Annotated in this window: 26 protein-coding genes; 11 read left to right on the forward strand and 15 right to left on the reverse strand. The window is 30.7% G+C overall.

The features are described 5' to 3' along the window. The 3 genes from truB (at position 1) to IEW41_RS05550 (ending at position 2,123) form a co-directional block, all read left to right on the forward strand. Complete coding sequence (truB, locus tag IEW41_RS05540) at positions 1–696, forward strand: tRNA pseudouridine(55) synthase TruB (RefSeq protein WP_188605300.1); 696 nt, start codon at positions 1–3, stop codon at positions 694–696. 35 nt (positions 697–731) lie between these two features. Continuing rightward, positions 732–1,271, forward strand: a complete 540-nt coding sequence (locus IEW41_RS05545) for a hypothetical protein (protein WP_188605301.1) — start codon at positions 732–734, stop codon at positions 1,269–1,271. A 66-nt stretch (positions 1,272–1,337) separates the two neighbouring features. Further along, the gene (locus IEW41_RS05550) at positions 1,338–2,123 is read left to right on the forward strand and encodes a hypothetical protein (protein WP_229660174.1); all 786 of its coding nucleotides are present in this window, start codon (positions 1,338–1,340) and stop codon (positions 2,121–2,123) included. Here IEW41_RS05550 and IEW41_RS05555 read toward each other — a convergent pair. Continuing rightward, complete coding sequence (locus IEW41_RS05555) at positions 2,120–2,716, reverse strand: thioredoxin family protein (protein WP_188605302.1); 597 nt, start codon at positions 2,714–2,716, stop codon at positions 2,120–2,122. The genes IEW41_RS05550 and IEW41_RS05555 overlap by 4 nt on opposite strands. Before the next feature lie 127 nt (positions 2,717–2,843). Between IEW41_RS05555 and IEW41_RS05560 the strand changes: the two genes are divergently transcribed. Then, complete coding sequence (locus IEW41_RS05560; protein ID WP_188605303.1) at positions 2,844–3,407, forward strand: DNA-3-methyladenine glycosylase I; 564 nt, start codon at positions 2,844–2,846, stop codon at positions 3,405–3,407. 34 nt (positions 3,408–3,441) lie between these two features. Here IEW41_RS05560 and aat read toward each other — a convergent pair whose 3' ends face one another. The 3 genes from aat to IEW41_RS05575 form a co-directional block, all read right to left on the reverse strand. Next, positions 3,442–4,068, reverse strand: coding sequence for a leucyl/phenylalanyl-tRNA--protein transferase (gene aat, locus IEW41_RS05565; RefSeq protein ID WP_188605304.1), 627 nt, complete (start codon positions 4,066–4,068; stop codon positions 3,442–3,444). A 283-nt stretch (positions 4,069–4,351) separates the two neighbouring features. Then, on the reverse strand, positions 4,352–4,726 hold the full coding sequence (locus tag IEW41_RS05570) for a DUF3127 domain-containing protein (RefSeq protein WP_188605305.1): 375 nt from the start codon (positions 4,724–4,726) through the stop codon (positions 4,352–4,354). A 38-nt stretch (positions 4,727–4,764) separates the two neighbouring features. After that, positions 4,765–5,634 carry a flavin reductase family protein gene (locus IEW41_RS05575; RefSeq protein ID WP_188605306.1) on the reverse strand — a complete coding sequence of 290 codons (870 nt, stop codon included), beginning with the start codon at positions 5,632–5,634 and terminating at the stop codon, positions 4,765–4,767. Positions 5,635–5,768: 134 nt separating this feature from the next. Between IEW41_RS05575 and IEW41_RS05580 the strand changes: the two genes are divergently transcribed. Together IEW41_RS05580 and IEW41_RS05585 are read left to right on the forward strand one after the other, a co-directional pair. Continuing rightward, the gene (locus IEW41_RS05580) at positions 5,769–6,923 is read left to right on the forward strand and encodes a sensor histidine kinase (protein WP_188605307.1); all 1,155 of its coding nucleotides are present in this window, start codon (positions 5,769–5,771) and stop codon (positions 6,921–6,923) included. Positions 6,924–6,933: 10 nt separating this feature from the next. After that, on the forward strand, positions 6,934–7,278 hold the full coding sequence (locus IEW41_RS05585; RefSeq protein ID WP_188605308.1) for a hypothetical protein: 345 nt from the start codon (positions 6,934–6,936) through the stop codon (positions 7,276–7,278). Here the strand turns inward: IEW41_RS05585 and IEW41_RS05590 are convergent. Together IEW41_RS05590 and greA are read right to left on the reverse strand one after the other, a co-directional pair. Then, on the reverse strand, positions 7,275–7,664 hold the full coding sequence (locus tag IEW41_RS05590) for an HIT family protein (protein WP_188605309.1): 390 nt from the start codon (positions 7,662–7,664) through the stop codon (positions 7,275–7,277). The genes IEW41_RS05585 and IEW41_RS05590 overlap by 4 nt on opposite strands. A 103-nt stretch (positions 7,665–7,767) precedes the next feature. Next, the gene (greA, locus tag IEW41_RS05595) at positions 7,768–8,241 is read right to left on the reverse strand and encodes a transcription elongation factor GreA (RefSeq protein WP_188605310.1); all 474 of its coding nucleotides are present in this window, start codon (positions 8,239–8,241) and stop codon (positions 7,768–7,770) included. Between the two features lie 149 nt (positions 8,242–8,390). On the opposite strand from greA, the gene IEW41_RS05600 reads away from it, so the two are divergent. Next, on the forward strand, positions 8,391–8,816 hold the full coding sequence (locus IEW41_RS05600; RefSeq protein ID WP_188605311.1) for a Rieske (2Fe-2S) protein: 426 nt from the start codon (positions 8,391–8,393) through the stop codon (positions 8,814–8,816). Here the strand turns inward: IEW41_RS05600 and IEW41_RS05605 are convergent. From IEW41_RS05605 to IEW41_RS05640, 8 genes are all read right to left on the reverse strand, one after another. Continuing rightward, positions 8,813–10,996 (reverse strand): TonB-dependent receptor, encoded by a 2,184-nt coding sequence (locus IEW41_RS05605; protein WP_188605312.1) that lies wholly within the window; start codon positions 10,994–10,996, stop codon positions 8,813–8,815. The genes IEW41_RS05600 and IEW41_RS05605 overlap by 4 nt on opposite strands. Positions 10,997–11,257: 261 nt before the next feature. Continuing rightward, positions 11,258–11,662 carry an alternative ribosome rescue aminoacyl-tRNA hydrolase ArfB gene (arfB, locus tag IEW41_RS05610; RefSeq protein ID WP_188605313.1) on the reverse strand — a complete coding sequence of 135 codons (405 nt, stop codon included), beginning with the start codon at positions 11,660–11,662 and terminating at the stop codon, positions 11,258–11,260. Position 11,663: 1 nt separating this feature from the next. Beyond that, entirely contained in the window at positions 11,664–13,217 is a 1,554-nt protein-coding gene (locus IEW41_RS05615) for a DUF4301 family protein (RefSeq protein ID WP_188605314.1), read from the reverse strand. After that, positions 13,214–13,783: an AAA family ATPase gene (locus IEW41_RS05620; RefSeq protein ID WP_188605315.1), complete on the reverse strand. Its 570-nt coding sequence runs from the start codon at positions 13,781–13,783 to the stop codon at positions 13,214–13,216. Before IEW41_RS05620 ends, IEW41_RS05615 begins: the two co-directional genes overlap by 4 nt. Further along, the gene (gene pnuC / locus IEW41_RS05625; protein ID WP_188605316.1) at positions 13,744–14,376 is read right to left on the reverse strand and encodes a nicotinamide riboside transporter PnuC; all 633 of its coding nucleotides are present in this window, start codon (positions 14,374–14,376) and stop codon (positions 13,744–13,746) included. The genes IEW41_RS05620 and pnuC overlap by 40 nt, the downstream gene beginning before the upstream one ends. Continuing rightward, positions 14,360–14,620 (reverse strand): thiamine-binding protein, encoded by a 261-nt coding sequence (locus IEW41_RS05630; RefSeq protein WP_188605317.1) that lies wholly within the window; start codon positions 14,618–14,620, stop codon positions 14,360–14,362. Before IEW41_RS05630 ends, pnuC begins: the two co-directional genes overlap by 17 nt. A gap of 4 nt (positions 14,621–14,624) precedes the next feature. Beyond that, the gene (locus IEW41_RS05635; protein WP_188605318.1) at positions 14,625–15,350 is read right to left on the reverse strand and encodes a phosphoglycerol geranylgeranyltransferase; all 726 of its coding nucleotides are present in this window, start codon (positions 15,348–15,350) and stop codon (positions 14,625–14,627) included. Beyond that, entirely contained in the window at positions 15,350–15,976 is a 627-nt protein-coding gene (locus IEW41_RS05640) for a 4'-phosphopantetheinyl transferase family protein (RefSeq protein WP_188605319.1), read from the reverse strand. The genes IEW41_RS05635 and IEW41_RS05640 overlap by 1 nt, the downstream gene beginning before the upstream one ends. 69 nt (positions 15,977–16,045) lie before the next feature. Here IEW41_RS05640 and ahcY point away from each other — a divergent pair, with 69 nt between their 5' ends. The 3 genes from ahcY (at position 16,046) to IEW41_RS05655 (ending at position 19,766) form a co-directional block, all read left to right on the forward strand. Continuing rightward, positions 16,046–17,362 (forward strand): adenosylhomocysteinase, encoded by a 1,317-nt coding sequence (gene ahcY / locus IEW41_RS05645; protein ID WP_188605320.1) that lies wholly within the window; start codon positions 16,046–16,048, stop codon positions 17,360–17,362. Positions 17,363–17,799: 437 nt separating this feature from the next. After that, on the forward strand, positions 17,800–18,597 hold the full coding sequence (locus tag IEW41_RS05650) for a hypothetical protein (RefSeq protein ID WP_188605321.1): 798 nt from the start codon (positions 17,800–17,802) through the stop codon (positions 18,595–18,597). A 26-nt stretch (positions 18,598–18,623) separates the two neighbouring features. Further along, a complete protein-coding gene (locus tag IEW41_RS05655; RefSeq protein ID WP_188605322.1) occupies positions 18,624–19,766 on the forward strand; it encodes a methionine aminotransferase in 1,143 nt (380 codons plus the stop codon). Here the strand turns inward: IEW41_RS05655 and IEW41_RS05660 are convergent. Further along, positions 19,752–20,228 (reverse strand): GNAT family N-acetyltransferase, encoded by a 477-nt coding sequence (locus IEW41_RS05660; protein WP_229660175.1) that lies wholly within the window; start codon positions 20,226–20,228, stop codon positions 19,752–19,754. The two genes, IEW41_RS05655 and IEW41_RS05660, sit on opposite strands and share 15 nt — an antisense overlap. A 176-nt stretch (positions 20,229–20,404) precedes the next feature. Between IEW41_RS05660 and IEW41_RS05665 the strand changes: the two genes are divergently transcribed. Then, positions 20,405–20,902, forward strand: coding sequence for a hypothetical protein (locus IEW41_RS05665; protein ID WP_188605324.1), 498 nt, complete (start codon positions 20,405–20,407; stop codon positions 20,900–20,902).

The raw sequence follows: 20,902 nt of genomic DNA on the forward strand, positions 1-20,902 counted from the left end.
ATGAACACTGCTGAAGATTATCTTTCTGGTCAAGTATTATTGATTGACAAGCCTTTGCATTGGACTTCCTTTCAGGCTGTAAACAAATTAAGGTGGGAAATACGAAGAGCATTCAATATAAAAAAAATAAAAGTTGGTCACGCTGGTACTTTAGATCCTTTAGCAACAGGTTTGTTGGTGATTTGCACTGGTAAAATGACCAAGCAAATAGATACATTTCAGGGACAAATAAAAGAATATACAGGCACATTTGTTTTAGGCAGTACAACACCTTCGTTTGATTTAGAAACCGAAATAGACCAAACTTATCCTACAGAGCATCTTACTGAGCAATTAATAAAAAATGCAACCTCACAGTTTATTGGTGATATTAATCAATATCCTCCTGTGTTTTCGGCTATTAAAAAAGACGGAAAACGTTTGTATGAATTTGCACGAGCAGGTGAAGATGTAGAAATAAAGTCTCGTAAAGTGAATATTTCTGAGTTTGAAATCACAAAAATTGATGGTCTTAATATAGATTTTAGAGTTGTTTGTAGCAAAGGCACTTACATAAGATCGTTAGCTCACGATTTTGGAAAAGCACTTAATTCTGGTGCTCATTTATCAGCATTGCGTCGTACTAAAATTGGAAATTTTAATGTTATTGATGCTCTTTCTCCAGAAAAATTTATTGAACAACTTCCTTCGGAATAATTATTGATACAGATTTGTTTCTAACTAAATTGTATATGAAGCAACTTTTACCTTTGCTTTTTGTAAGCATTTCTTTCTTCGGATTTTCTCAAGACGATATTAAAACTAATGGCATTTTTTATAAAATATCGCTAGCAACAACATTAACCATTAATGAAGACTACACTTTAGCTGAAGATGATACTGGTCCATTTTTTAAACCTAATGCATTTTTTTTAAATAATACTATTGGGTATCAGTTTGACAATAGGTCAACAATTGGCCTAAATGCTGAATATAATTGGCATTCTGAGAGTGGTTTGCAATTTTTTCCAATGTATTTAAACTTTCAGTATAATGTTTTCGATTTTGATGATAAAGTCTTTATAAGAGGTGGTTATGGCAGGCTTATCGATTTAGGTAAAGCTTTTGAAACTGGTACGCTATATAAAGTTGGTTTAGGCGCACAAATCTATGATGAAAATTATAAAAACTCATGGCTTATTGGTCTCGATTTTTCCAGAAAACGCTTTGGTTACAGGCAAACTGAGAAGCTATCTAGCGTCTCAATTTTTTTAGAATTTATGTTGTTTTAATCTTTTTTACTTACTTTAACGTATATATTAGTAACTAAGTAACCTAAATAACATAAAAACCTACTTTTGAATTTTACTGAAAAACATAAAGCATTACTCATATCTGTATTAATATCAGCTACTTTGGTATTGGCTTTATTTAGCTTTCATTTAAAGCAAAAAGCTGAATTAATTACTGAAAGCTATTACGAACTAGAGCCAGAAAAAACACCTGAAGAAAAAAGACTTGAAGAGTTGGCTGCAAACGATAAAACATCGCAAGAAACCAACAAAGCTTTTAATGAGGAAAGCGAATTTAAAGATATGATGAAAAATTTCAAATCGATAAGTTCTAATGATTTTGATAAAAACACAAAGCAAACCGAAACTGAAGATAATCAGGTTGAAGAAGAAGTTACTGATGTAAAAAATACTCGTGCATCTTACGACCCTTCAATTAACGAAAACGAATTATCATCTTATAGTAAGATCAAAAATGTTATTGCAATGCGTTCACCAGAGAGAAGAGAATCATCTGCATCTAATGGTAACAATTCTACGAACAAAACAGGTGTAAACTCTTCTGTAAACAGAAATAGTAGTGTTTCTTATTCACTTAAAGACAGAAAAGATAAACACTTACCTCCTCCTGTATATTTATGCGAAGCAGGCGGAAAAATTGTAATTAACATTACTGTAAATTCTGGAGGTGATGTTATTGACACTTACGTGAATAAAGCATCCTCTACATCAACAAATGAATGCTTAATTGAAAGTGCATTAGAATACGCCAAGACAGCTCGTTTTAATTCTGATACATCAAAAGACAAGCAAATAGGATCTATAACTTATTATTTTCAAGGAAAAAACTAAACACCTAATAGGTTTAGCAAATCGTTAATTGTATTCTGTCCTTTATCTGTATTATACCAATGTTGTAACTCTTCCTTAAATTCGGGTGTTAGAGTTCCATGTTTAGCCTTAAAATCATTCACTAATTGTGTTGCTTTGCTAGGTCGTGGCCCAAAAGTATTAATGACTTCATCTGATAGATTATCTACCATAATTAATTTTGGAATAGACTTACTTCCATTAGTTAAAAACTGATTCATAAGCTCTTCATTTTCATCTCTAAAAACTAGCTTTAGGTCAATGTTATCACTCAACTCTGCAATTTTATTAATCGCAGGTACAACGTGAGCTGCATCACCACACCAGCTTTCAGTAAGTACTAACCATGTAATATCGCCTTTAAAATTTGATACTCTTTTTATAACCTCATCAGATACTTTTATAGTTTTATCCCAACGCTTCATTCTTCTATCGTTAAGCATTGTATAATTCACCATTGCTTCAGAAGTATCATTCCCTGAAGTTGAATTTTGTTCTACTAATTGAGTTACTATAGTTCTATATTCTTGATAGCTTTTACTGTTAGTTACATTTAACGCTATAATTGATTCCATATATATTTATTAGATGTCACAAAAATAGTATCTTGTTGTTTTATTTTTTATGACTTTTATCATAAGTAAGTCTTACTTTAAACTTAAAACTTACAATTGTTAGTAAACAGTAATTAATTGCAATAATATGACAAAACACAGATGCGGCTGGTGTCTTGGAGACCCAATTTATGAAGCTTATCATGATACTGAATGGGGAGTTCCCGTAAAAGATGATGCTACGCTTTTTGAATTTTTAATTTTGGAAACGTTTCAAGCTGGATTGAGTTGGATTACCATTCTTCGAAAGCGTGAAAATTTCAGAAAAGCGTTTGATAATTTCGATTATAAAAAAATAGTTAATTACAATCAAAAAAAGATTGATTCACTACTTGAAGACGCAGGAATTATTAGAAATAAATTAAAAATAAAAGCCACCATTAGCAATGCCCAAGCTTTTATTGATATACAAAAAGAGTTTGGAAGTTTTAGCAACTATATTTGGGCTTTTACTAATGATAAACCTATAAAAAACAAGGTAAAAAATTATAAAGAAGCACCACCAACTACAGCGTTAAGTGATACTATAAGTAAAGATTTAAAAAAACGAGGGTTTAAGTTTGTTGGTTCAACTGTAATATATGCACATATGCAAGCCACAGGAATGGTAAACGACCACGAAGTAAATTGTTTTAGGTATAATGAGGTATAATTTATAGTGTCTTTCTGCTATTTATCTGTGAAAATCAAGATAAATACTTCAAAAACTTATCTCTAGAAATCTCTTCAGCTCCTAGACTTTCTAAATGTTGTGTATAAACCTGGCAATCGATAAGTTTATAATTGGAGTTTTTAATAAAATTGATAAAGCCAACTTTGCTTGCATTGCTTACTTTGGCAAACATACTTTCGCCACAAAAAACACCATTATTTAAATCGACACCATATAAGCCACCAACAAGCTCATTATTTTGCCAAACCTCAACAGATTTAGCATAACCAAGTTTATGCAAACTTATATAGGCATCTATCATAGATTGTGTAATCCAAGTACCAGGCTGACCAATGCGTTTTACTTGTGAGCATTCATTTATAACTTCTTTAAAAGCTTTATTTGTTGTAACAACAAAGTCTTTTCTTCTCAATATTTGTTGCATACTTTTAGAAACCTTAAGCTTATCTGGATAGAGCACAAAACGCGGATTTGGCGACCACCATAAAATAGGCTCTTCATCATCAAACCAAGGAAATATGCCGCTTTTATATGCTAGTATTAAACGTTTGACAGACAAGTCGCCACCAATAGCTAAAAGACCCTCTTTTGAGGTCTTTGACACATCAGGAAACTCTATTTTTTGTGATAAAAAATTCATTAGTTTACTACATCGTTTGCGTAAATATAATTGATTAAAAACAGTTGTTTTACTTTGAAAATCGAACTTTTTTCGCCATATTTGATATGACCTTTATGCTTTGAATTATATTCATCATTGCTTTTTTGAGTTTGTTTATAAAGGTCAAACCTAAAACCACAATAAGAAGTCCTGGTTATGAATAATTAGGACTTCTTCTATTATAAAAATAAAAAAATCTCAATGTAGAGTTATACATTGAGATTTTATATTTAAACCCTTAGATGTTCAGTATTTAAACAATTTAGAAAGGTAAATCGTCGTGATCATCTTCATTTAAATCTCCTACTGGCTCAAAAGCTTCAGCTGGTGCAACTGGTGGCATATCGCCTTGAGCTCCTGCTTGTACACTTTCAATTCTCCAACCCTGAATAGAGTTAAAATATTTTGTTTCCCCTTGCGGATTAACCCAATCGCGTCCTCTTAAATTTATGCTCACTTTTACATTTTGACCAACTTGAAAGTTATTTAACAAATCTGTTTTGTCTTGAACAAACTCTACCAAAATATGCTGAGGATATTGCTCTTCTGTAGTTACTACAACCTCTCTTTTTCTAAACCCATTACTCCCAAAAGTTTGAGTTTCTCCTATCATTTTAATTTTTCCTTGTACTTCCATTTTAATCTTGTTTATTCTTAATTATTATTCTCTTTAATTTATGATAACAACAGTTTCCATGCACTAACAACGTCTCCATAACTTAAATAATTACGTGCTATTTTATGCTTTTCTCTATGTGTCATTTCTTTAATGTTTGGATAGCGTTCGCTAACCTCTTTTAAAAACTCAGTAACTTCCTTTTTTGTAGGCAATCTTTCAATATTACCTAACATCCCTAAATCGTTACCTGTTAAAATCATACTGTTTTTAACTTCGTCAGGCATGGCATCAACACCAATTCCTAGACTTAAAAGCGGTTTCGGAATTTCGAAAAATCCTTTTTTAGCTCTGTTATAATAATCGCCTCCTGCTCTGGCTACTAAATCTAACTTTTCTTGTATAATGGTATTATTATCATCTAAAACCTCTTCGGTAATGTGAAATTTAACAACTTCACAAATTACTAGATTACCTGCTCCACCTTCTTCACCAAGTTTTATAATTTCATTTACTTTACATTCAAACTGAACAGGAGATTCTGCAACTCTAAAAGGTTTTACTTTGTCTGATTTAAGCATTGTTAAACCTGCTTTATCAAACTCATTAACTCCTTTTGCATATTCTGTACTGCTTAATGACATTTGCTGAACGATATCGTAATTAACCACATTAATAACAACTTCTTTTGTTACCTCAACGTTTTCTAATGTGTGTTTTACACTATTATCTCTCACACGCCTTGCAGGAGAAAAAATAAGAATTGGCGGATTAGCGCTAAATACATTAAAAAAACTAAATGGCGACAAATTAGGGTTTCCATCAGCATCTATAGTGCTTGCAAACGCAATTGGTCGAGGCGCAACTGCGCTTAATAAATAACCATGAAGTTTTCCTGTTGAAAGGTCTTTTGGATCAAAAGATATCATCTAAATAATTGATTAGATGCAAATGTAACCATATTAGCAATTTTATAAAAGCGATTTATAACAATAAACAAACAATAATATTAACATATTTACATTGTATATTTAAAGTATATTTAAATAATTAAAACTTACCAATGACATTTAGTATGAATAGAAATGTGTTGCGATGGATTATTATTATCACATCGTTTATAATTATTTCTTTAATCCTTTGGAATACCTATATTTTCTTTCAAAATTTTAAAGCTGAAGAGCGAACTAAAATGCAGAACTGGTCTTTTGCTCAGAAAGAATTAAATAGAAACATGGACTTGGACACAGATTTTGGCGAACTTACAATACAAGTTCTTTCAAGCAACACAACAACTCCTATGATTCGTGTTAATGATGATGGAAGTATTAATCATAACAACATTGATGAAGAAAAGGCTAAAGATTCACTTTATATTCAAAAATTAATAAAACAATTTAAGAATGAGAATCAGCCTCTAGAAGTAAAATATGGAGATAGAGTTTATTCAACAATTTATTACGGTAATTCTCCTCTTTTAAACAAGTTAAAATACTATCCTTTAGCCTTGTTGTTAATCATATTTCTGTTTGGTGCTGTTGTATATTTCTTTTATCGAAGTTCAAAAATTGCAACTCAAAATAAGCTTTGGACAGGGATGGCTAAAGAAACTGCTCATCAAATAGGTACGCCTTTATCATCATTAGTGGGATGGACAGAAATATTGCGTAGTGAACATGTTAATCCTTCATATCTACTAGAAATAGAAAAAGACATAAACAGGTTACAAACAATTACAGATAGGTTTAGTAAAATTGGTTCAGTACCTGCTCTCGAAAAAGCTGATATTGTTACAGAAACCGTTGAATCTTACGAATATCTAAAAGCGCGCTCATCTAACTTAATTGATTTTGAGATCTCAGCTCCTGAAACAGCTATATATGTTAACTTAAACAAACAGCTGTATAGTTGGACTATTGAAAATCTGGTGAAAAATGCTATTGATGCTATGAAAGGTAAAGGTAAACTTAAAGTAACCATTATTCAAGATGCAAATTTTGTAAAAATTAACGTGACTGATTCTGGTAAAGGAATTTCAAAAAACTTATTCAATAAAATTTTTGAGCCTGGTTTTACTAGCAAAAAACGTGGTTGGGGATTAGGCTTATCTTTAGCAAAACGTATCATTGAAGATTACCATAAAGGAAGGATTAAAGTGCTTCATTCTGAGATAGGAAAAGGAACTACAATGCAAATTTCCTTAAAATTACTATCTTAGTAATGCTATTATGGATGAAAAGCTTTTTACAGTTAAAGAATTTGAATTGAATAACCATTGCCCAGAATGCTATTCGCGCGATGGGTTACAGCTTACCTTTAAACAAAAATTTGTTGAAAATGCGTTTTACAGAGCAATAACAAACGAAACTACATATTCTATGTTTTGTAATGTTTGTAAAACAGATATTTCGCCTTCTCGATGGACTGACGACATTGATAGCGTTATTAGTTACCAAAAAAAGGCATTAGTGCCTAAATCGGCTACTTTTAAGCTTAAAAAAACATCTTGGCTGTTATTGATATTAGCAATTTTAATTATAATTGCTTTGAATGTTTTTATTTTTGTGAATTAAAGACGATCACTAATCTGTTTTGCAATAGCTTCAAACTCTTCTTTTTTAAGACTTACTTTATTTAAAAAACGAGCATCTTCCATAGCGTTTAATGGTATTAAATGCACATGCACATGAGGCACTTCTAAGCCAATTACTGTCATTCCAACTCGTTTACATGCCACTGCTTTTTCTAAGGCTATTGCAACACTTCGGGCAAACTCCATTAGCCCAACATAAGTAACCTCATCTAAATCGAATAATTTATTAACTTCTATTTTAGGTACACATAGCGTATGTCCTTTCGCATTTGGATTGACATCTAAAAATGCAATAAAATCTTTAGTTTCTGCAACTTTATAACATGGTATTTCGCCATTTATGATTTTCGTGAATATTGATGCCATTAGATTATTAGTTTTTGAGTTAATGTAAAGATAAAAAGAAAATTCCTGTTCAGTTTTATTTGAACAGGAATTATAATATTTAAAAATTCTATCTGAATACTATCTATCTCGTAATCTTTAAAATATCAAACTTCATAACACCATTAGGCACTTGTATATCAGCTACTTCTCCAACCGATTTACCAAGCAAACCTTTACCAATAGGTGAGTTTACAGATATTTTTCCAGTAGCTAAATCTGCCTCGCCATCTGCTACTAATGTATAGGTCATCACCATTCCATTAGTTTGATTTTTTATTTTAACTGTTGATAATACTAATGCTTTAGATGCATCTAATTGAGATTCATCAATAAGTCTAGCATTTGCAAGAGATTCTTCAAGTTTAGAAATTTTCATTTCCAACATACCTTGTGCTTCTTTTGCTGCATCATATTCAGCATTTTCACTTAAATCTCCTTTATCTCTGGCTTCAGCAATAGCTTGTGACGCCTTTGGACGCTCTACATCTCTTAACTGATTAAGTTCGTCTCTTAATTTTTTTAACCCTTCTGCAGTGTAATAAGATACTTTACTCATAACTTCATCGTTTTAATTATAGTTTAGCACTAAAGCACAACTATATAAATAGAAAAAATCCCGCTCACACGAGATTATATAGCAAATATACAAAATATTTATTGCAACGTTTATTTTGTTGTAAATTGCAACTCAATTTTTTTTGACTTATGAAGCATTATATTTTAGGTTTATCTTTTTTATTACTAACAGCTTGCAGCAAGAATGACACTATAAATAATTGTAATTTTTTACTAAATGTTGGTGTTAATCTTACTGTAAATTTAAATTTACCTCAGTTTAGCCAATTACAATTTACAAGTAACTCTGTTTATGTTGGCAATCAAGGTAATGGTGGTGTTATTATTACTAATGTTGGTTCTGGACTAAGAGCTTGGGATGCTTCAGACCCAAACCATCAACCTAATAGTTGCTCTATAATGACAATAAATGGCGCCAATGCAGAGTGTGGTTGCGCTGACGCCAATGAGTATAGCTTATTTACTGGTCAATCTTTAGGTACACAATTACCTTGTGGTTTAAAAGAATACAGAGTTGAAGCCATTGGTAATAATAGCTATTTAGTTACTAATTAAAACTTCAAAGTAGCTCCTACTAAAAAATTAGTCGTAGCTTGTGGGTAATAACCAGCACCTTCAATGGTTGTTGTGCTTCCTGGCACAGACCAAGTATCATCATAGGTATAGTAGTATCCATTAGAAATATACTTTACTCCAAACACATTATTTACTAAACCTGATATCACAACTGACTTAAAAATTGAATTCATTTTTATTTCATAAACTATATTAAAATCGTTTATGAAATAGCTGTCTAATTTTGATGCTTTCGCGTCTGTATTTCCCATAAATTGCTCGCCAACATATTTACTTAAAAACGATACTTGAAAACTCTCTTTTGGTTGAAATACAATTGCGTTTGCTGCAACAAACTCTGGTGAAAATGAAATATTTGTTTTACCTAGATTTACTAATTCACCATCAATTGAAGCAACGGTTTCTTTGTTTTTGTTTGAGCTAACTGTAAAATTTGGTTGAACTAAAAATTTATCAGTTAGTTTAACTGTTGCTTCAACTTCTAATCCTAACCTGTAGCTATCTCCACTATTTGTTCTTATTGGATTACCTACATTATCAATATTTCCTGTTAATACCAATTGCTCATTATATAGCATGTAATACCCATTAATGTTAATTCTGAATTTTTCTGTAATATGTCTCCAACCTAATTCAAAATCATTTAGTTGCTCTGGCTTTACAGTTTCATTATTTTCAAAATCATCTCTATTTGGCTCTCTGTTTGCTCTTGCATAAGAAAAATAGAAATTATTTTCATCGTTTAACTTATAAGTAATTCCCGCTTTTGGATTAAAAAAACTATAGTTCTCATCTACATTAAAAGGTACTCTGTCTGATGTAAGTCCTGATGTTTTATAATCAACATTTCTAAGTTGCAAATCGCCATATAAACTTACTTTATCGTTAAGTCTGTAGGTTGCTTTTACAAAAGTGCTAAAATCTTTTTTTCTTCCATTTCCTTCATAATATCGGTCTCCAATCTCGCTGTTACTTGCGTATTGCGCCCAAATTATTTCACCAAAATGATCACCATCATAATTACTATAAGAAGAACCAAAGGTCATATTTAGTGCATCTTTTTTATAGTTTGCACTTGCGTTAACCACATAAAAATCGTTATCCAACCAACGACGACGAATTAAATCAGTTGTGTTAACTATTTCACCTCCAATAGTTATTTCTTCGAGATTGTAATCAGCAAAATCTTCATCCTCTTTATATTGTTCAAAATAGCCACGACCATAGGTATAATTTAGACCAAGATTAGTTGACCAATTATTATTATAACGCTCATTCCAATGCAATTGATAATGGTCTTGGTTGTAATTATCAACTTCGTTATCATAAAAACGAGTATTACCTTCATCATCAGTGTACATTCCTGCAGTGTTGAAAGTTCTGTTATTTTCTAAAAGTTCTAAATCTTCCAACCCATTCCAAGATTGATAGGTCACTTCTTTTCCGCCAAAAGTAATAGCTTTAATTAATGTATTATTATCTACGTAAGAAGCTTGCAGAAAGTAAGATTTAAGATCTGAACTAGCTCTATCGATATAACCATCTGAAGCTATTTGAGATAAACGACCAGCTAATTCAAAATGATTATTAAGTAATCCTGTACTAAATTTTACTGTATGTTTTCTTGTATTGTAGCTACCAAAACTATTAGATATTTCTCCATTAGCTTCACTTGAAACAGCATCTGTTAACACATTAATGCTTGCACCAAAAGCTCCCGAACCATTAGTTGATGTACCAACACCTCGTTGTAATTGAAGACTCTCAACAGAAGATGCAAAATCACCTAAATTAACCCAAAACGTACCTAAGGATTCTGCATCGTTATAAGGAATTCCATTAATGGTTACATTGGTTGACTGTGCATTGATACCACGAACTCTAATACCAGTATAACCAACTCCTGCTCCAGCATCTGTTGTGGTCACTACAGATGGCAAATAGTTTAGCAAAACAGGAATATCTTGCCCTAAATTACGTTTTGCTAATTGTTGTTTTGTAACATTAGAGTGTGTAATTGGTGAAGTGGCTTCTACACGAACTGCCTTAACTAGAACTTCATCTAAAATTTCTGTTTTTGTAGAATCTTGTTGTTTTTCTTGTGAAAACACACTGACAGACAGTGCAAAAAGTGCTAAAAAAGCGAATAAATTTTTCATTACGATTATATTATAATCGAATAAAAAGAGGTCATTATTCTTTGTTAATAATTGATTTTATTTAAGCATTTTTGTTTGTTGAATAATTGATGAACTATTCGCACTCACTAAAAATGTCTACTAGACATTTTCTTAACGCTCGTTTCCTAAACAGCATTACCTGTTCTAGGTTCAATGGGTATGATCTCAGCCGATAATAGGCACCCCTTTTTTGAGAACGATGCAAAGATAACTATCAATTAATAATTATCAATGAAGAATTTAATTAATTTCTGGTGGTTTTCTATTTGCCTTTTTTTCTGAAGCTATCCGCTTGGTTTTTAACCGTTTTATTTTTACTTGCTTTGGCACTTTAGTAGGCTTTCTTTTTTTTGGAACAACCAATCCTTCTTCAATAACTTTAAAGAAACGTTCTATTACCAATGTTTTGTTTTTATGTTGACTTCTGCTTTCATCACATTGAAGGAGTAGAAAGTTGTCTTTTGTTAAGCGACTAGCTATGGTTTGCTTTAAAAGGTGTTTTTCTTCATCAGACAATCCTAATGAATCCTCTAAACTGAAAGTAAGCTCGACTTTTGAAGCTACTTTGTTCACATTTTGTCCGCCAGCACCAGAGCTTCTTACAGCTTTAAATTGAAGTTCGCTAAGTAACACTTCTTGGTTCATTCTACCTTATTTGGTGTGTTGGTTTTAGTAAATCGGTTACTGTTTTTACTGGATTAAATGTTATTAATGGTACCTCAACAAAAATAGTATTCCAACTTGCCATACTTCCATTCCAAAGCCCTGGTAACTCTAAAGCTTTTAAATCTTTATCAAGTTTTGTTTTCATAGTTATAAAGGCTGTTTTATGATCTACAAAATTTTGCAAATCAAAAGGTTCGCCTTTATGGTTTTTTATACCACAAACTATATCTACAGGATTAAAATGTGTTGCTTTTTTAAGTATTTCTTTTTGATTTTTATTTTTTCTGTCCACTTGTGCAGACTCTACAATTTGTAATGAGATATTACCACTTTCTTCTTTTACCCAAAATGGTCCTCCTCCAGGTTCTCCTTCATTTTTCACCATTCCACAAACGCGAATAGGCCTATCTAATTTTTCAATTAAATACTCTATTTGGTATTTTTTAGAGTATTTTTCAAATTCATGACTCACCTTAACATTTAGTTTATTTATCAAAAATTCAGCAATTGAAACTAAATCGGAATGAGAAACATCTGCTTTATTTAAAATATCAATCATCTTAAATACTTCCTCCTGAGTTTTTAGTAATAAGCCAGCGAGCATTTTTTTATACTCAGCCACTTCCTTTTCATATTTAAAGACAACTACATTATCAATGTTTTTTATAAAAATTATATCTGCATCTAATTCATTTAAATTTTGTAAAAGTGCTCCATGACCAGAAGGTCTGAAATACAACTCGCCATTTTCATCTCTAAAAGGATCATTTTGAGGTGTAACAGAAATAGTGTCAGTAGATTCATTTTGATAGGAAAATGAAATATGAAATTTTGTGCCTTTTTTACGCTCAACAATATCTTCAATACGCTTGAACTCGTCATCAAAAATATTTTTATATCGTTCAGAAATTGTAAAATGCAAATAAGCTTCATTTTTACTTGATGCATATAAAGCTGCTTCAAATAAATGCTCTTCAAAAGCTGTAGCTAAATGATCTTTATATTGATGAAAAGGCAGTAGCCCTTTAGGATAAAATCCGTAATTGAGCTTGTCTTCATCTAACATAGTTTTTATAAATACGTATTTCTGTTTATCATTTGAATACAACTTGTAATCTGGATAATATTCTTCAATTTTATTTAAAACAATATCATAAAATGGAAGTTTTTCTATTGCAACTAAAAAAACAGATAAATCCCTTTCTTTCTTTCTGTTAATAAATGAATTTATTGTATCATTCTTTGGATTGAACTCTGAAATAAATTCGAAAAGCGTTTTAAACATTCTGGTGGCAGCACCAGATGCAGGAACAAATTTTATAATTGATGTATTATCTCTTTTTGTATCAAAAAAATTAATATAATCTACTTTTTCATCATCACTGCATTTTTTAATACCATGTCCAACAGTCGCAACAGAATGTAAATTTATAAACGGTAATCCCGTTTTAAACAAGTCTAATTGAGTATTAACTTGCTTTATAGTTAGACCTTTCTTTTCGATCTGTTTTATATCTTTTTCGGAAAATTTCACTTCTTATTTTTTAATAGTAAATCAATATGTTTTGTTGCTTCATCAAGTCTTTCTTTTAAGCTTCCTTTTAACAATACATAAGGTTTTTTGCTTGTTTTTAATGCCTCTTCAAAAGCTTTAAACATACGTTCTCTTTCATGAGGTTTGTCACGCAAATCGTCAGCTTCCCATGGTGTGTCAATATAAGTCAAAAAATACAAATCGTAAGTGTTTTCTAACGCATATTTTTCTATTAATGGATCACAAGTTCCTGAGTAATAAGCCTCAGAGTATACCTTAGTTTCTAATAAATCTGTATCGCAAATTAATACTGTATCGGTTTTTTGAGCGAGATGGTTTTCTATATTCATTTGCCCTATTGCTATAGGTAATAAATCTTTAGGCTCGCAAGTTTTACGTTCGTTATTCCATTTATTTTGCAAATATTCACGAGCATACTCAGGAACCCAAACTGAGTTGTAATACCTAGCCAGTTGTTTAGATAGTGTTGTTTTACCAGTCGATTCTGGTCCAAACATTACTACTTTTATACAGTTGCTTTTTCTTTGTTTAAGCTTTTTCTCCATTGTAAATATCCTTGTATAGCTAGAATTGTAAAAATGATATATTGTAGCGATAACATACCTAAACCTCTATAGGCATATAGTGGTATTGTTATTAAATTGCCAATAATCCACAACGTCCAGTTTTCTAATTTTTTATTTGCCATATACCACATTGCAGTAAAAAAAACACCAGAAGTTACTACGTCTATATAATTAGGGATTTGCATTGTATAGTTAAACCCTTTATACACCAAAAAAGTTATTACGATTGTTAAAGCAAAAAAACCAAGACCTATAATTTTCTCTTTTTGGTTAGTCCTAGAAATTGGCAAAATATAAGTGTTTTCTTTCTTTCGTGACCAGTTCCACCATCCATAAATACTCATTACAGAATAATAAAAGTTCATCATCATATCACCAAAATATTGGTTGATATAAAGTAGGTAAACTGTAATAACTGTGCATATAATTCCTGTTGGATAAACCAGAATGTTTTCGTTTTTAGCATACCAAACACTTAATATTCCAAATACAAACGCAATGGCTTCTAAAACAATTTGAAACGTTGGAGTATTTTTATAAGCTTCAAGAAAAAAATCAAAAATGTGGCTCATAATTGTGTCTATCAGATTTTACAATTTTCATAAATAATAAGCCGTTATCCATCAGCTCAAATGCTTCTTTTATTTCGTTTTTAAGCAAATCCATAACTTCATCATAGTCTCCATATACTTGTGTACTTAGGGGATTTTCTAATACTTTTAAGTTAGAAGCTCTTAGCTTTTTTATTAAATGTATAATAGAAGGTTCAAAATTGTCATGCAATGGTGTTAAGGTTAATTCAACAGATATTTTCATTATACTATTTCTTAAGTTTATCAAAAAAAGATTTGTCGTTTTCAAAAGCTGTACCTATTACAACAATATCCGCTCCAGATTTGTATGCATTTTCTAATTGTTCAATACTTTTTATTCCACCACCAACTATTAAAGGGATTTTAATTTCTTGTTTTACTGCTTTAATAATGTTTTCAGAAACTGGATGCAAAGCACCACTTCCAGCTTCAAGATATATCAACTTCATCCCTAATAATTCTCCTGCACTAGCAGTATCAACAACAAGTTGAATATCATTTTTAGCTATTGGTTTTGTTTGTGTTACTCTCTGTACTGAGGTTTCTTTACCGTTTTCAATTAATAAATAACCTGTTGGAATTACTTCAAGTTTAGAGCCTCTTAATTTGGATATAGCTTTAACATGTTTATCTATTAAATAGTCTGGATTTCTTCCAGAAAGTAATGACAAAAATAATAATGCGTCAGCTTCGTTTGTAACTTGGGTGACATCACCAGGAAATAAAATTACTGGTAATTTTGTGTGCTTTTTTATTTCAATTACTAAAACTTCTGTTATTTTATCTTCAACAGTACTTCCTCCTACAAAAACATGAGTTGCTTTCGAATTATTGAGTTTCATCATAAAGTCAGACAACCCTTTAAGCTTCATTTTGTCAGGATCAATTAAAACTGCAAGTAACCTTTCGTCTTTAGAAATTGAATGTAATATGTTGTTATAGATGCTTTCCATTAGGTGGTTACGTATGCGCAAGTAAAACCTTCAAATTCTAAAAAATATGTGTTATATCTATATTTTTTATGCTCATAATCTATCCATGCAATAGTTTCTCCATCTTCCAACATAAATGGTACTACCAAAAAATGTTCTCTAAACAACATTCCTGGAGTAGCAAAAAGCTTATACAGTGACTCTTTAATTCCCCAAATAACAGTCAGTTTTTTTATATAATCTTCAGTACTTTTATTTAAATAATCAAACTCATAATCAACAAATTTATGAGCGATAATTTTAATTTTTTCACGTTGCATTTCTATATCAATACCTACTTCATGTTCACTTACTATAATAGCAGAAAATGTAAACGAATGTGTAATTGAAATATATTTCCCATCCTTTAAATGAGGTTTCCCATTAGCGTCATAAAACAAATCTGTATCAGTATATCCAAATTCTGCTAATAAATGACGAACACTTAAAAACCCTCTTTGGTGTATTTCGCTTTTCATTCCTAAAACACGCTCTAAACTTTCAGGTCTTAAACTAATAGGACGCATTAAATCGTCATAAGACTCTGTAATCTTCCAGATTTTAACAGTAGTTTGTGAGTTTGGAGTAAAGGTTTTATATAAAGGCATTTAGAAGTCTCGAAGTTATTAATTATCTTTGCACTCGTTTTATGAATATAAGATAACAAATATACAATTATGAATACAAAAACAATACCTTACGTACCTTACAAAGTCAAAGACATGTCTCTTGCGGCTTGGGGAAGAAAAGAAATAGAATTAGCTGAAGCTGAAATGCCAGGACTTATGAGTCTTCGCGAAGAATACGGAAATTCTCAACCTCTTAAAGGTGCTCGTATTGCTGGTTGTTTACACATGACAATTCAAACAGCTGTATTAATTGAAACCTTAAAAGCTCTAGGTGCAGAAGTTACATGGAGTTCTTGTAATATTTTCTCTACACAAGATCAAGCTGCAGCTGCAATTGCTGATGCTGGAATTCCTGTTTATGCTTGGAAAGGAATGAACGAAGAAGAATTTAACTGGTGTATTGAGCAAACGTTATTTTTTGGTGAAGACAGAAAGCCATTAAATATGATTCTTGATGATGGTGGTGATTTAACTAACATGGTTTTTGATAAATACCCAGAATTAATGGCTGGAATTAATGGTTTATCTGAAGAAACTACAACAGGAGTTCATCGTTTATATGAGCGTATGAAAAACGGAACATTATCAATGCCTGCAATTAACGTGAACGATTCAGTTACTAAAAGTAAATTTGATAATAAATACGGTTGTAAAGAAAGTGCTGTAGATGCTGTACGTCGTGCAACAGATGTTATGCTTGCTGGAAAACGTGTGGTTGTTTGTGGTTATGGTGATGTTGGTAAAGGTACTGCTGCTTCTTTTAAAGGTGCAGGTAGTATTGTAACTGTTACTGAAATAGACCCAATTTGTGCTTTACAAGCTGCAATGGACGGTTTTGAAGTAAAAAAATTAGAAACTGTTGTTGCTAATGCAGATATAGTAATTACAACTACAGGAAATAAAGACATTGTACAAGGACGTCATTTTGAAATGATGAAAGACAAAACTATCGTTTGTAACATTGGTCACTTCGATAACGAAATTGAAATGTCTTGGTTAAACAAAAACTTTGGAAACACTAAAGTAGAAATTAAACCTCAAGTTGATAAATATACAGTAAATGGTAAAGACATTATCATTTTAGCTGAAGGACGATTAGTTAATTTAGGTTGTGCAACAGGTCACCCAAGTTTTGTAATGAGTAATTCATTTACTAACCAAACGTTAGCTCAAATAGAACTTTGGACAAATAGAGATGCATACCAAAATGAAGTGTACATGTTACCTAAACATTTAGATGAAAAAGTAGCAAAATTACACTTAGCAAAAATTGGTGTGGAATTGACAGAGCTACGTACTGAGCAAGCTGATTATATTGGCGTGCCTGTTGAAGGTCCATTTAAACCAGAATATTACAGATATTAAAAAAAGACCGCTAGCGCTTTTAGACATAAGACCGCTTCGCTTTTAGATACAAGACCCTTGCAGCAATGTGAGGTTTTTTTTGTCACTTCGAGTGATTTTGTAGCGCAATAGCGATGCAAAATAGTATCGAGAAGTTGGGCAATTGCTAAAGCACCACGCTTTCCGCTGTATCTTTTCTTTTTGAAGGAAAAAAGAAAAGGATGCCGCTGCAATCGTTATTGCGAAATAATTTAGTATATTTATTTTCTCCCTATTCTTTTACCAAATGGTAAGTGAAAGGGATTTTTAATTTATAACAAATTTGTATGAGATACATAATTATAACATTAGTAATAGCTGCTATATTAGCTCTTTTATCATATTTTTTGGATTTCGTAAATAACAAAAGTGATAAAGTATTCTTAATTACAATATCAATAATTTTAATTTTAACAGGCTTGTTTTTTTCTGTAAAGTCAGAAATTTTAAAAGATTCAGATGAGAAGTTTAAAGTTAAAAAAATTGATACAACATTAAATAATACAATAACTTTAAAAAAGAAAGCAGATTCAATTATTGAAAATTTAAATGAAAGTTTAGAAAAGACTATAAAAATTAAGAAAAATATTGATAGTCAAAATAAAAAATTGGGAGATATTGAAAAAGATGTTAAGCTTCAAATTAAGACTTTAAATAGCACATTAAAACAAACAGAAATATTTCAAAAAATGGTTGATGAGCAAAATAAGAGAGATATTGCTCAATTTGAAAGAGACGCTGCTAAAATTGAAATATTTTCAGGAGATATAAAATTAATTAATCTACCTGAAAATAATGATAAATATAAATTAAAATTTTATCTAAGAAATAGTGGAAAGAGAAAAGCTACTAATGTTAAAATAAATAGTAATCTACTATTCTATAAGAATGGAAAGTTTGCTTTTGTATATGAACCGGATAGTTTAATGATTGATTTTAATGATATATTAGGAAGTGACTTTAATAGTAACAATAATTTTCCATATCTAGAATCAGTATATCCATATAATATTAGAGAATTTGATTCAGCATTTTTAATAATTAAATTAATATATGAAGATGAATCATTTAAAAAACCAATTAAAGAGAACTTTTTATTTATTTGTCCTGAAATTGAAAAAAACAGCTTAAAATTCTATAACTTAACTGATAATCAAATAAGCAATTTGACTGAATATATTAATAATTCAAACTTTTCTTTTTTATTAAGCAATTAGCTTTTTAATTTCAAATTGTTTAAAATATGCAACACAACTCAAAACTTCCTAACGTAGGTACAACCATTTTTACAGTCATGAGTACTTTGGCTAATCAGCACAACGCACTTAATTTGTCGCAAGGATTCCCAAATTTTAAAAGTGACCAGAAATTAATGGACTTAGTAACTCAAGCAATGAATTCTGATTACAATCAGTATGCTCCAATGGCTGGAAATATTGATTTACGCATTGCTATTGCTAATAAATTTAATCTTTTATATCAAACAAGTTATCATCCAGAAACAGAAATTACTGTTACAGCAGGAGCTACACAAGCTATATACACTATCATTTCGGCATTTATAAGACCAAATGATGAAGTCATCATTTTTAGACCTGCTTACGATTGCTATGAACCTGCTATTGAACTTAATGGTGGAAAAACTATTTCTGTTCAATTAAATGCTCCTAATTATAAAGTAGATTGGCATGAAGTAAAACAAAAAATAAATAGCAATACTAAAATGGTTATCATCAATACACCACAAAACCCAAGTGGCACTGTGTTTACAAAAAATGATATGCTTCAACTTCAAGAAATACTTAAAGGCACTAACATTATTTTAATAAGTGATGAAGTGTATGAGCATATTATTTTTGATGATGAGAAGCATCAAAGTGCATGTTTTTTTCCAGATTTAAAATCGAGAAGTTTTGTAGTTGCTTCTTTTGGAAAAACATTTCATAATACAGGTTGGAAAGTTGGTTATTGTTGTGCGCCAAAAGAGTTAATGGATGAATTTAAAAAAGTACATCAGTTTAATGTGTTTTGTGTAAATCATCCAACACAAAAAGCATTAGCAGATTATTTACAAAATCCAGAACATTATTTAGGATTATCAGAGTTTTATCAGCAGAAAAGAGATTTGTTTTTAAGTTTAATAAAAGACTCTCGTTTTAAAATTACTCCAGCAAAAGGAACTTACTTTCAAGTTTTAGATTATTCAGAAATTACTAACGAACATGATGTCGATTTTGCAAAGCGATTAACCATCGACAATAAAATTGCTTCGATACCAATGTCGGTTTTTAATGAAAATAATATAGATAACAAGGTCTTGAGATTTTGCTTTGCTAAAACTGATGAAACATTAGTAAAAGCTGCTAACATATTAAACCTCATCTAATCGCATTAACCAATCGGTTTGTCTGTCGTTTCCTATATAAAAAGAATGCGTGTCAAATTTAGTAAATCCATGACGTTCATAAAACTTAACAGCATTAACGTTCTGCTGCCAAACACCAAGCCATAGCCAAGTTTTCCCCATTTTTTTAGTCAATTCAATAATCCAATTTATTATATGTGCTCCAAAATTTTGACCTTGAAACGCTTTTAAAACATAAATACGCGAAAGCTCTAAAGAATGTTTACCAAAAGGTTCAGCTTGTGCTTCATTTTCATTTATCTTAAAGTAGCATACTAAATCACTTTTAGAGTACACAAAATAAAATTGAGAATTAGAGTTTAGAATTTCTGTTTTGATTTGTTCTTTGCTAAAAGCAATATCAATATATGTTTTAAAATCTTCTGGATTATTCTCTTTTTCAAAAGCATCAATAAACGTTTGTCTTGATATGTTAGTCAACATATCTAAGTCACTCAAAGTGCATTTCTTAAACGTTAAATTCATATCAATATTGATAAAAATTAATTGAAAAACAATTACATTTATACTATTAAACTAGATACTAAATTAAAGAATTTAGAGTGACTTTTTTTATAGTTTTGTGTTTAGTTATTAAATAACATTTTAAAGTATAAACTATGAAATTTTGGATTTTATTATTGTTCTTAATGTTTGGGCTAAACTCTTATGCTCAACAAGTTGAACACGAAGGCGTGAAATATGAAGTAAAAGGAAAAACTATTTATCAAGATGGTAAAGACGTAACCGCAACTTTATCTGCTGAAAAGCTACAAGAAATAAAAAGTATTGCTGGCCAAAAAGCTAAGACTGAAAAGGAAGCCAAAAAAAGAGAGAAAGAGCAAAAGAAAGCTGAACAGGAAATGAAAAAAGCTGAAAAAGCTCAGAAAAAAGCAGAAAAGGCTCAAAAAAAGGCTGAAAAAGAACTAAAACGCAAGCAAAAAGCACAAGATGCTTATGAAAAAGCTTCGAAAAAGCTAGAACAAAATCAGGCGAAATACGAAAAGCTAAAAAACAGAGGTAAATTATCTCCTAATGATGAAGAAAAATGGCTTAAAAAACTTGAAGGTTATAGAGAAGATTTAGAAAAAGCTAAAAAGAAATTAAACCGATCTTAA

This window comes from Aquaticitalea lipolytica (assembly GCF_014641635.1).
Classification (GTDB): domain Bacteria; phylum Bacteroidota; class Bacteroidia; order Flavobacteriales; family Flavobacteriaceae; genus Aquaticitalea; species Aquaticitalea lipolytica.

Coding starts and splice junctions, on each gene's coding strand:
- truB (WP_188605300.1), top strand. CDS start 1: ATGAACACTGCTGAAGATTATCTTTCTGGTCAAGTATTATTGATTGAC.
- IEW41_RS05545 (WP_188605301.1), top strand. CDS start 732: ATGAAGCAACTTTTACCTTTGCTTTTTGTAAGCATTTCTTTCTTCGGA.
- IEW41_RS05555 (WP_188605302.1), bottom strand. CDS start 2,716: ATGGAATCAATTATAGCGTTAAATGTAACTAACAGTAAAAGCTATCAA.
- IEW41_RS05560 (WP_188605303.1), top strand. CDS start 2,844: ATGACAAAACACAGATGCGGCTGGTGTCTTGGAGACCCAATTTATGAA.
- aat (WP_188605304.1), bottom strand. CDS start 4,068: ATGAATTTTTTATCACAAAAAATAGAGTTTCCTGATGTGTCAAAGACC.
- IEW41_RS05570 (WP_188605305.1), bottom strand. CDS start 4,726: ATGGAAGTACAAGGAAAAATTAAAATGATAGGAGAAACTCAAACTTTT.
- IEW41_RS05575 (WP_188605306.1), bottom strand. CDS start 5,634: ATGATATCTTTTGATCCAAAAGACCTTTCAACAGGAAAACTTCATGGT.
- IEW41_RS05580 (WP_188605307.1), top strand. CDS start 5,769: ATGACATTTAGTATGAATAGAAATGTGTTGCGATGGATTATTATTATC.
- IEW41_RS05585 (WP_188605308.1), top strand. CDS start 6,934: ATGGATGAAAAGCTTTTTACAGTTAAAGAATTTGAATTGAATAACCAT.
- IEW41_RS05590 (WP_188605309.1), bottom strand. CDS start 7,664: ATGGCATCAATATTCACGAAAATCATAAATGGCGAAATACCATGTTAT.
- greA (WP_188605310.1), bottom strand. CDS start 8,241: ATGAGTAAAGTATCTTATTACACTGCAGAAGGGTTAAAAAAATTAAGA.
- IEW41_RS05600 (WP_188605311.1), top strand. CDS start 8,391: ATGAAGCATTATATTTTAGGTTTATCTTTTTTATTACTAACAGCTTGC.
- IEW41_RS05605 (WP_188605312.1), bottom strand. CDS start 10,996: ATGAAAAATTTATTCGCTTTTTTAGCACTTTTTGCACTGTCTGTCAGT.
- arfB (WP_188605313.1), bottom strand. CDS start 11,662: ATGAACCAAGAAGTGTTACTTAGCGAACTTCAATTTAAAGCTGTAAGA.
- IEW41_RS05620 (WP_188605315.1), bottom strand. CDS start 13,783: ATGGAGAAAAAGCTTAAACAAAGAAAAAGCAACTGTATAAAAGTAGTA.
- pnuC (WP_188605316.1), bottom strand. CDS start 14,376: ATGAGCCACATTTTTGATTTTTTTCTTGAAGCTTATAAAAATACTCCA.
- IEW41_RS05630 (WP_188605317.1), bottom strand. CDS start 14,620: ATGAAAATATCTGTTGAATTAACCTTAACACCATTGCATGACAATTTT.
- IEW41_RS05635 (WP_188605318.1), bottom strand. CDS start 15,350: ATGGAAAGCATCTATAACAACATATTACATTCAATTTCTAAAGACGAA.
- IEW41_RS05640 (WP_188605319.1), bottom strand. CDS start 15,976: ATGCCTTTATATAAAACCTTTACTCCAAACTCACAAACTACTGTTAAA.
- ahcY (WP_188605320.1), top strand. CDS start 16,046: ATGAATACAAAAACAATACCTTACGTACCTTACAAAGTCAAAGACATG.
- IEW41_RS05655 (WP_188605322.1), top strand. CDS start 18,624: ATGCAACACAACTCAAAACTTCCTAACGTAGGTACAACCATTTTTACA.
- IEW41_RS05660 (WP_229660175.1), bottom strand. CDS start 20,228: ATGTTGACTAACATATCAAGACAAACGTTTATTGATGCTTTTGAAAAA.
- IEW41_RS05665 (WP_188605324.1), top strand. CDS start 20,405: ATGAAATTTTGGATTTTATTATTGTTCTTAATGTTTGGGCTAAACTCT.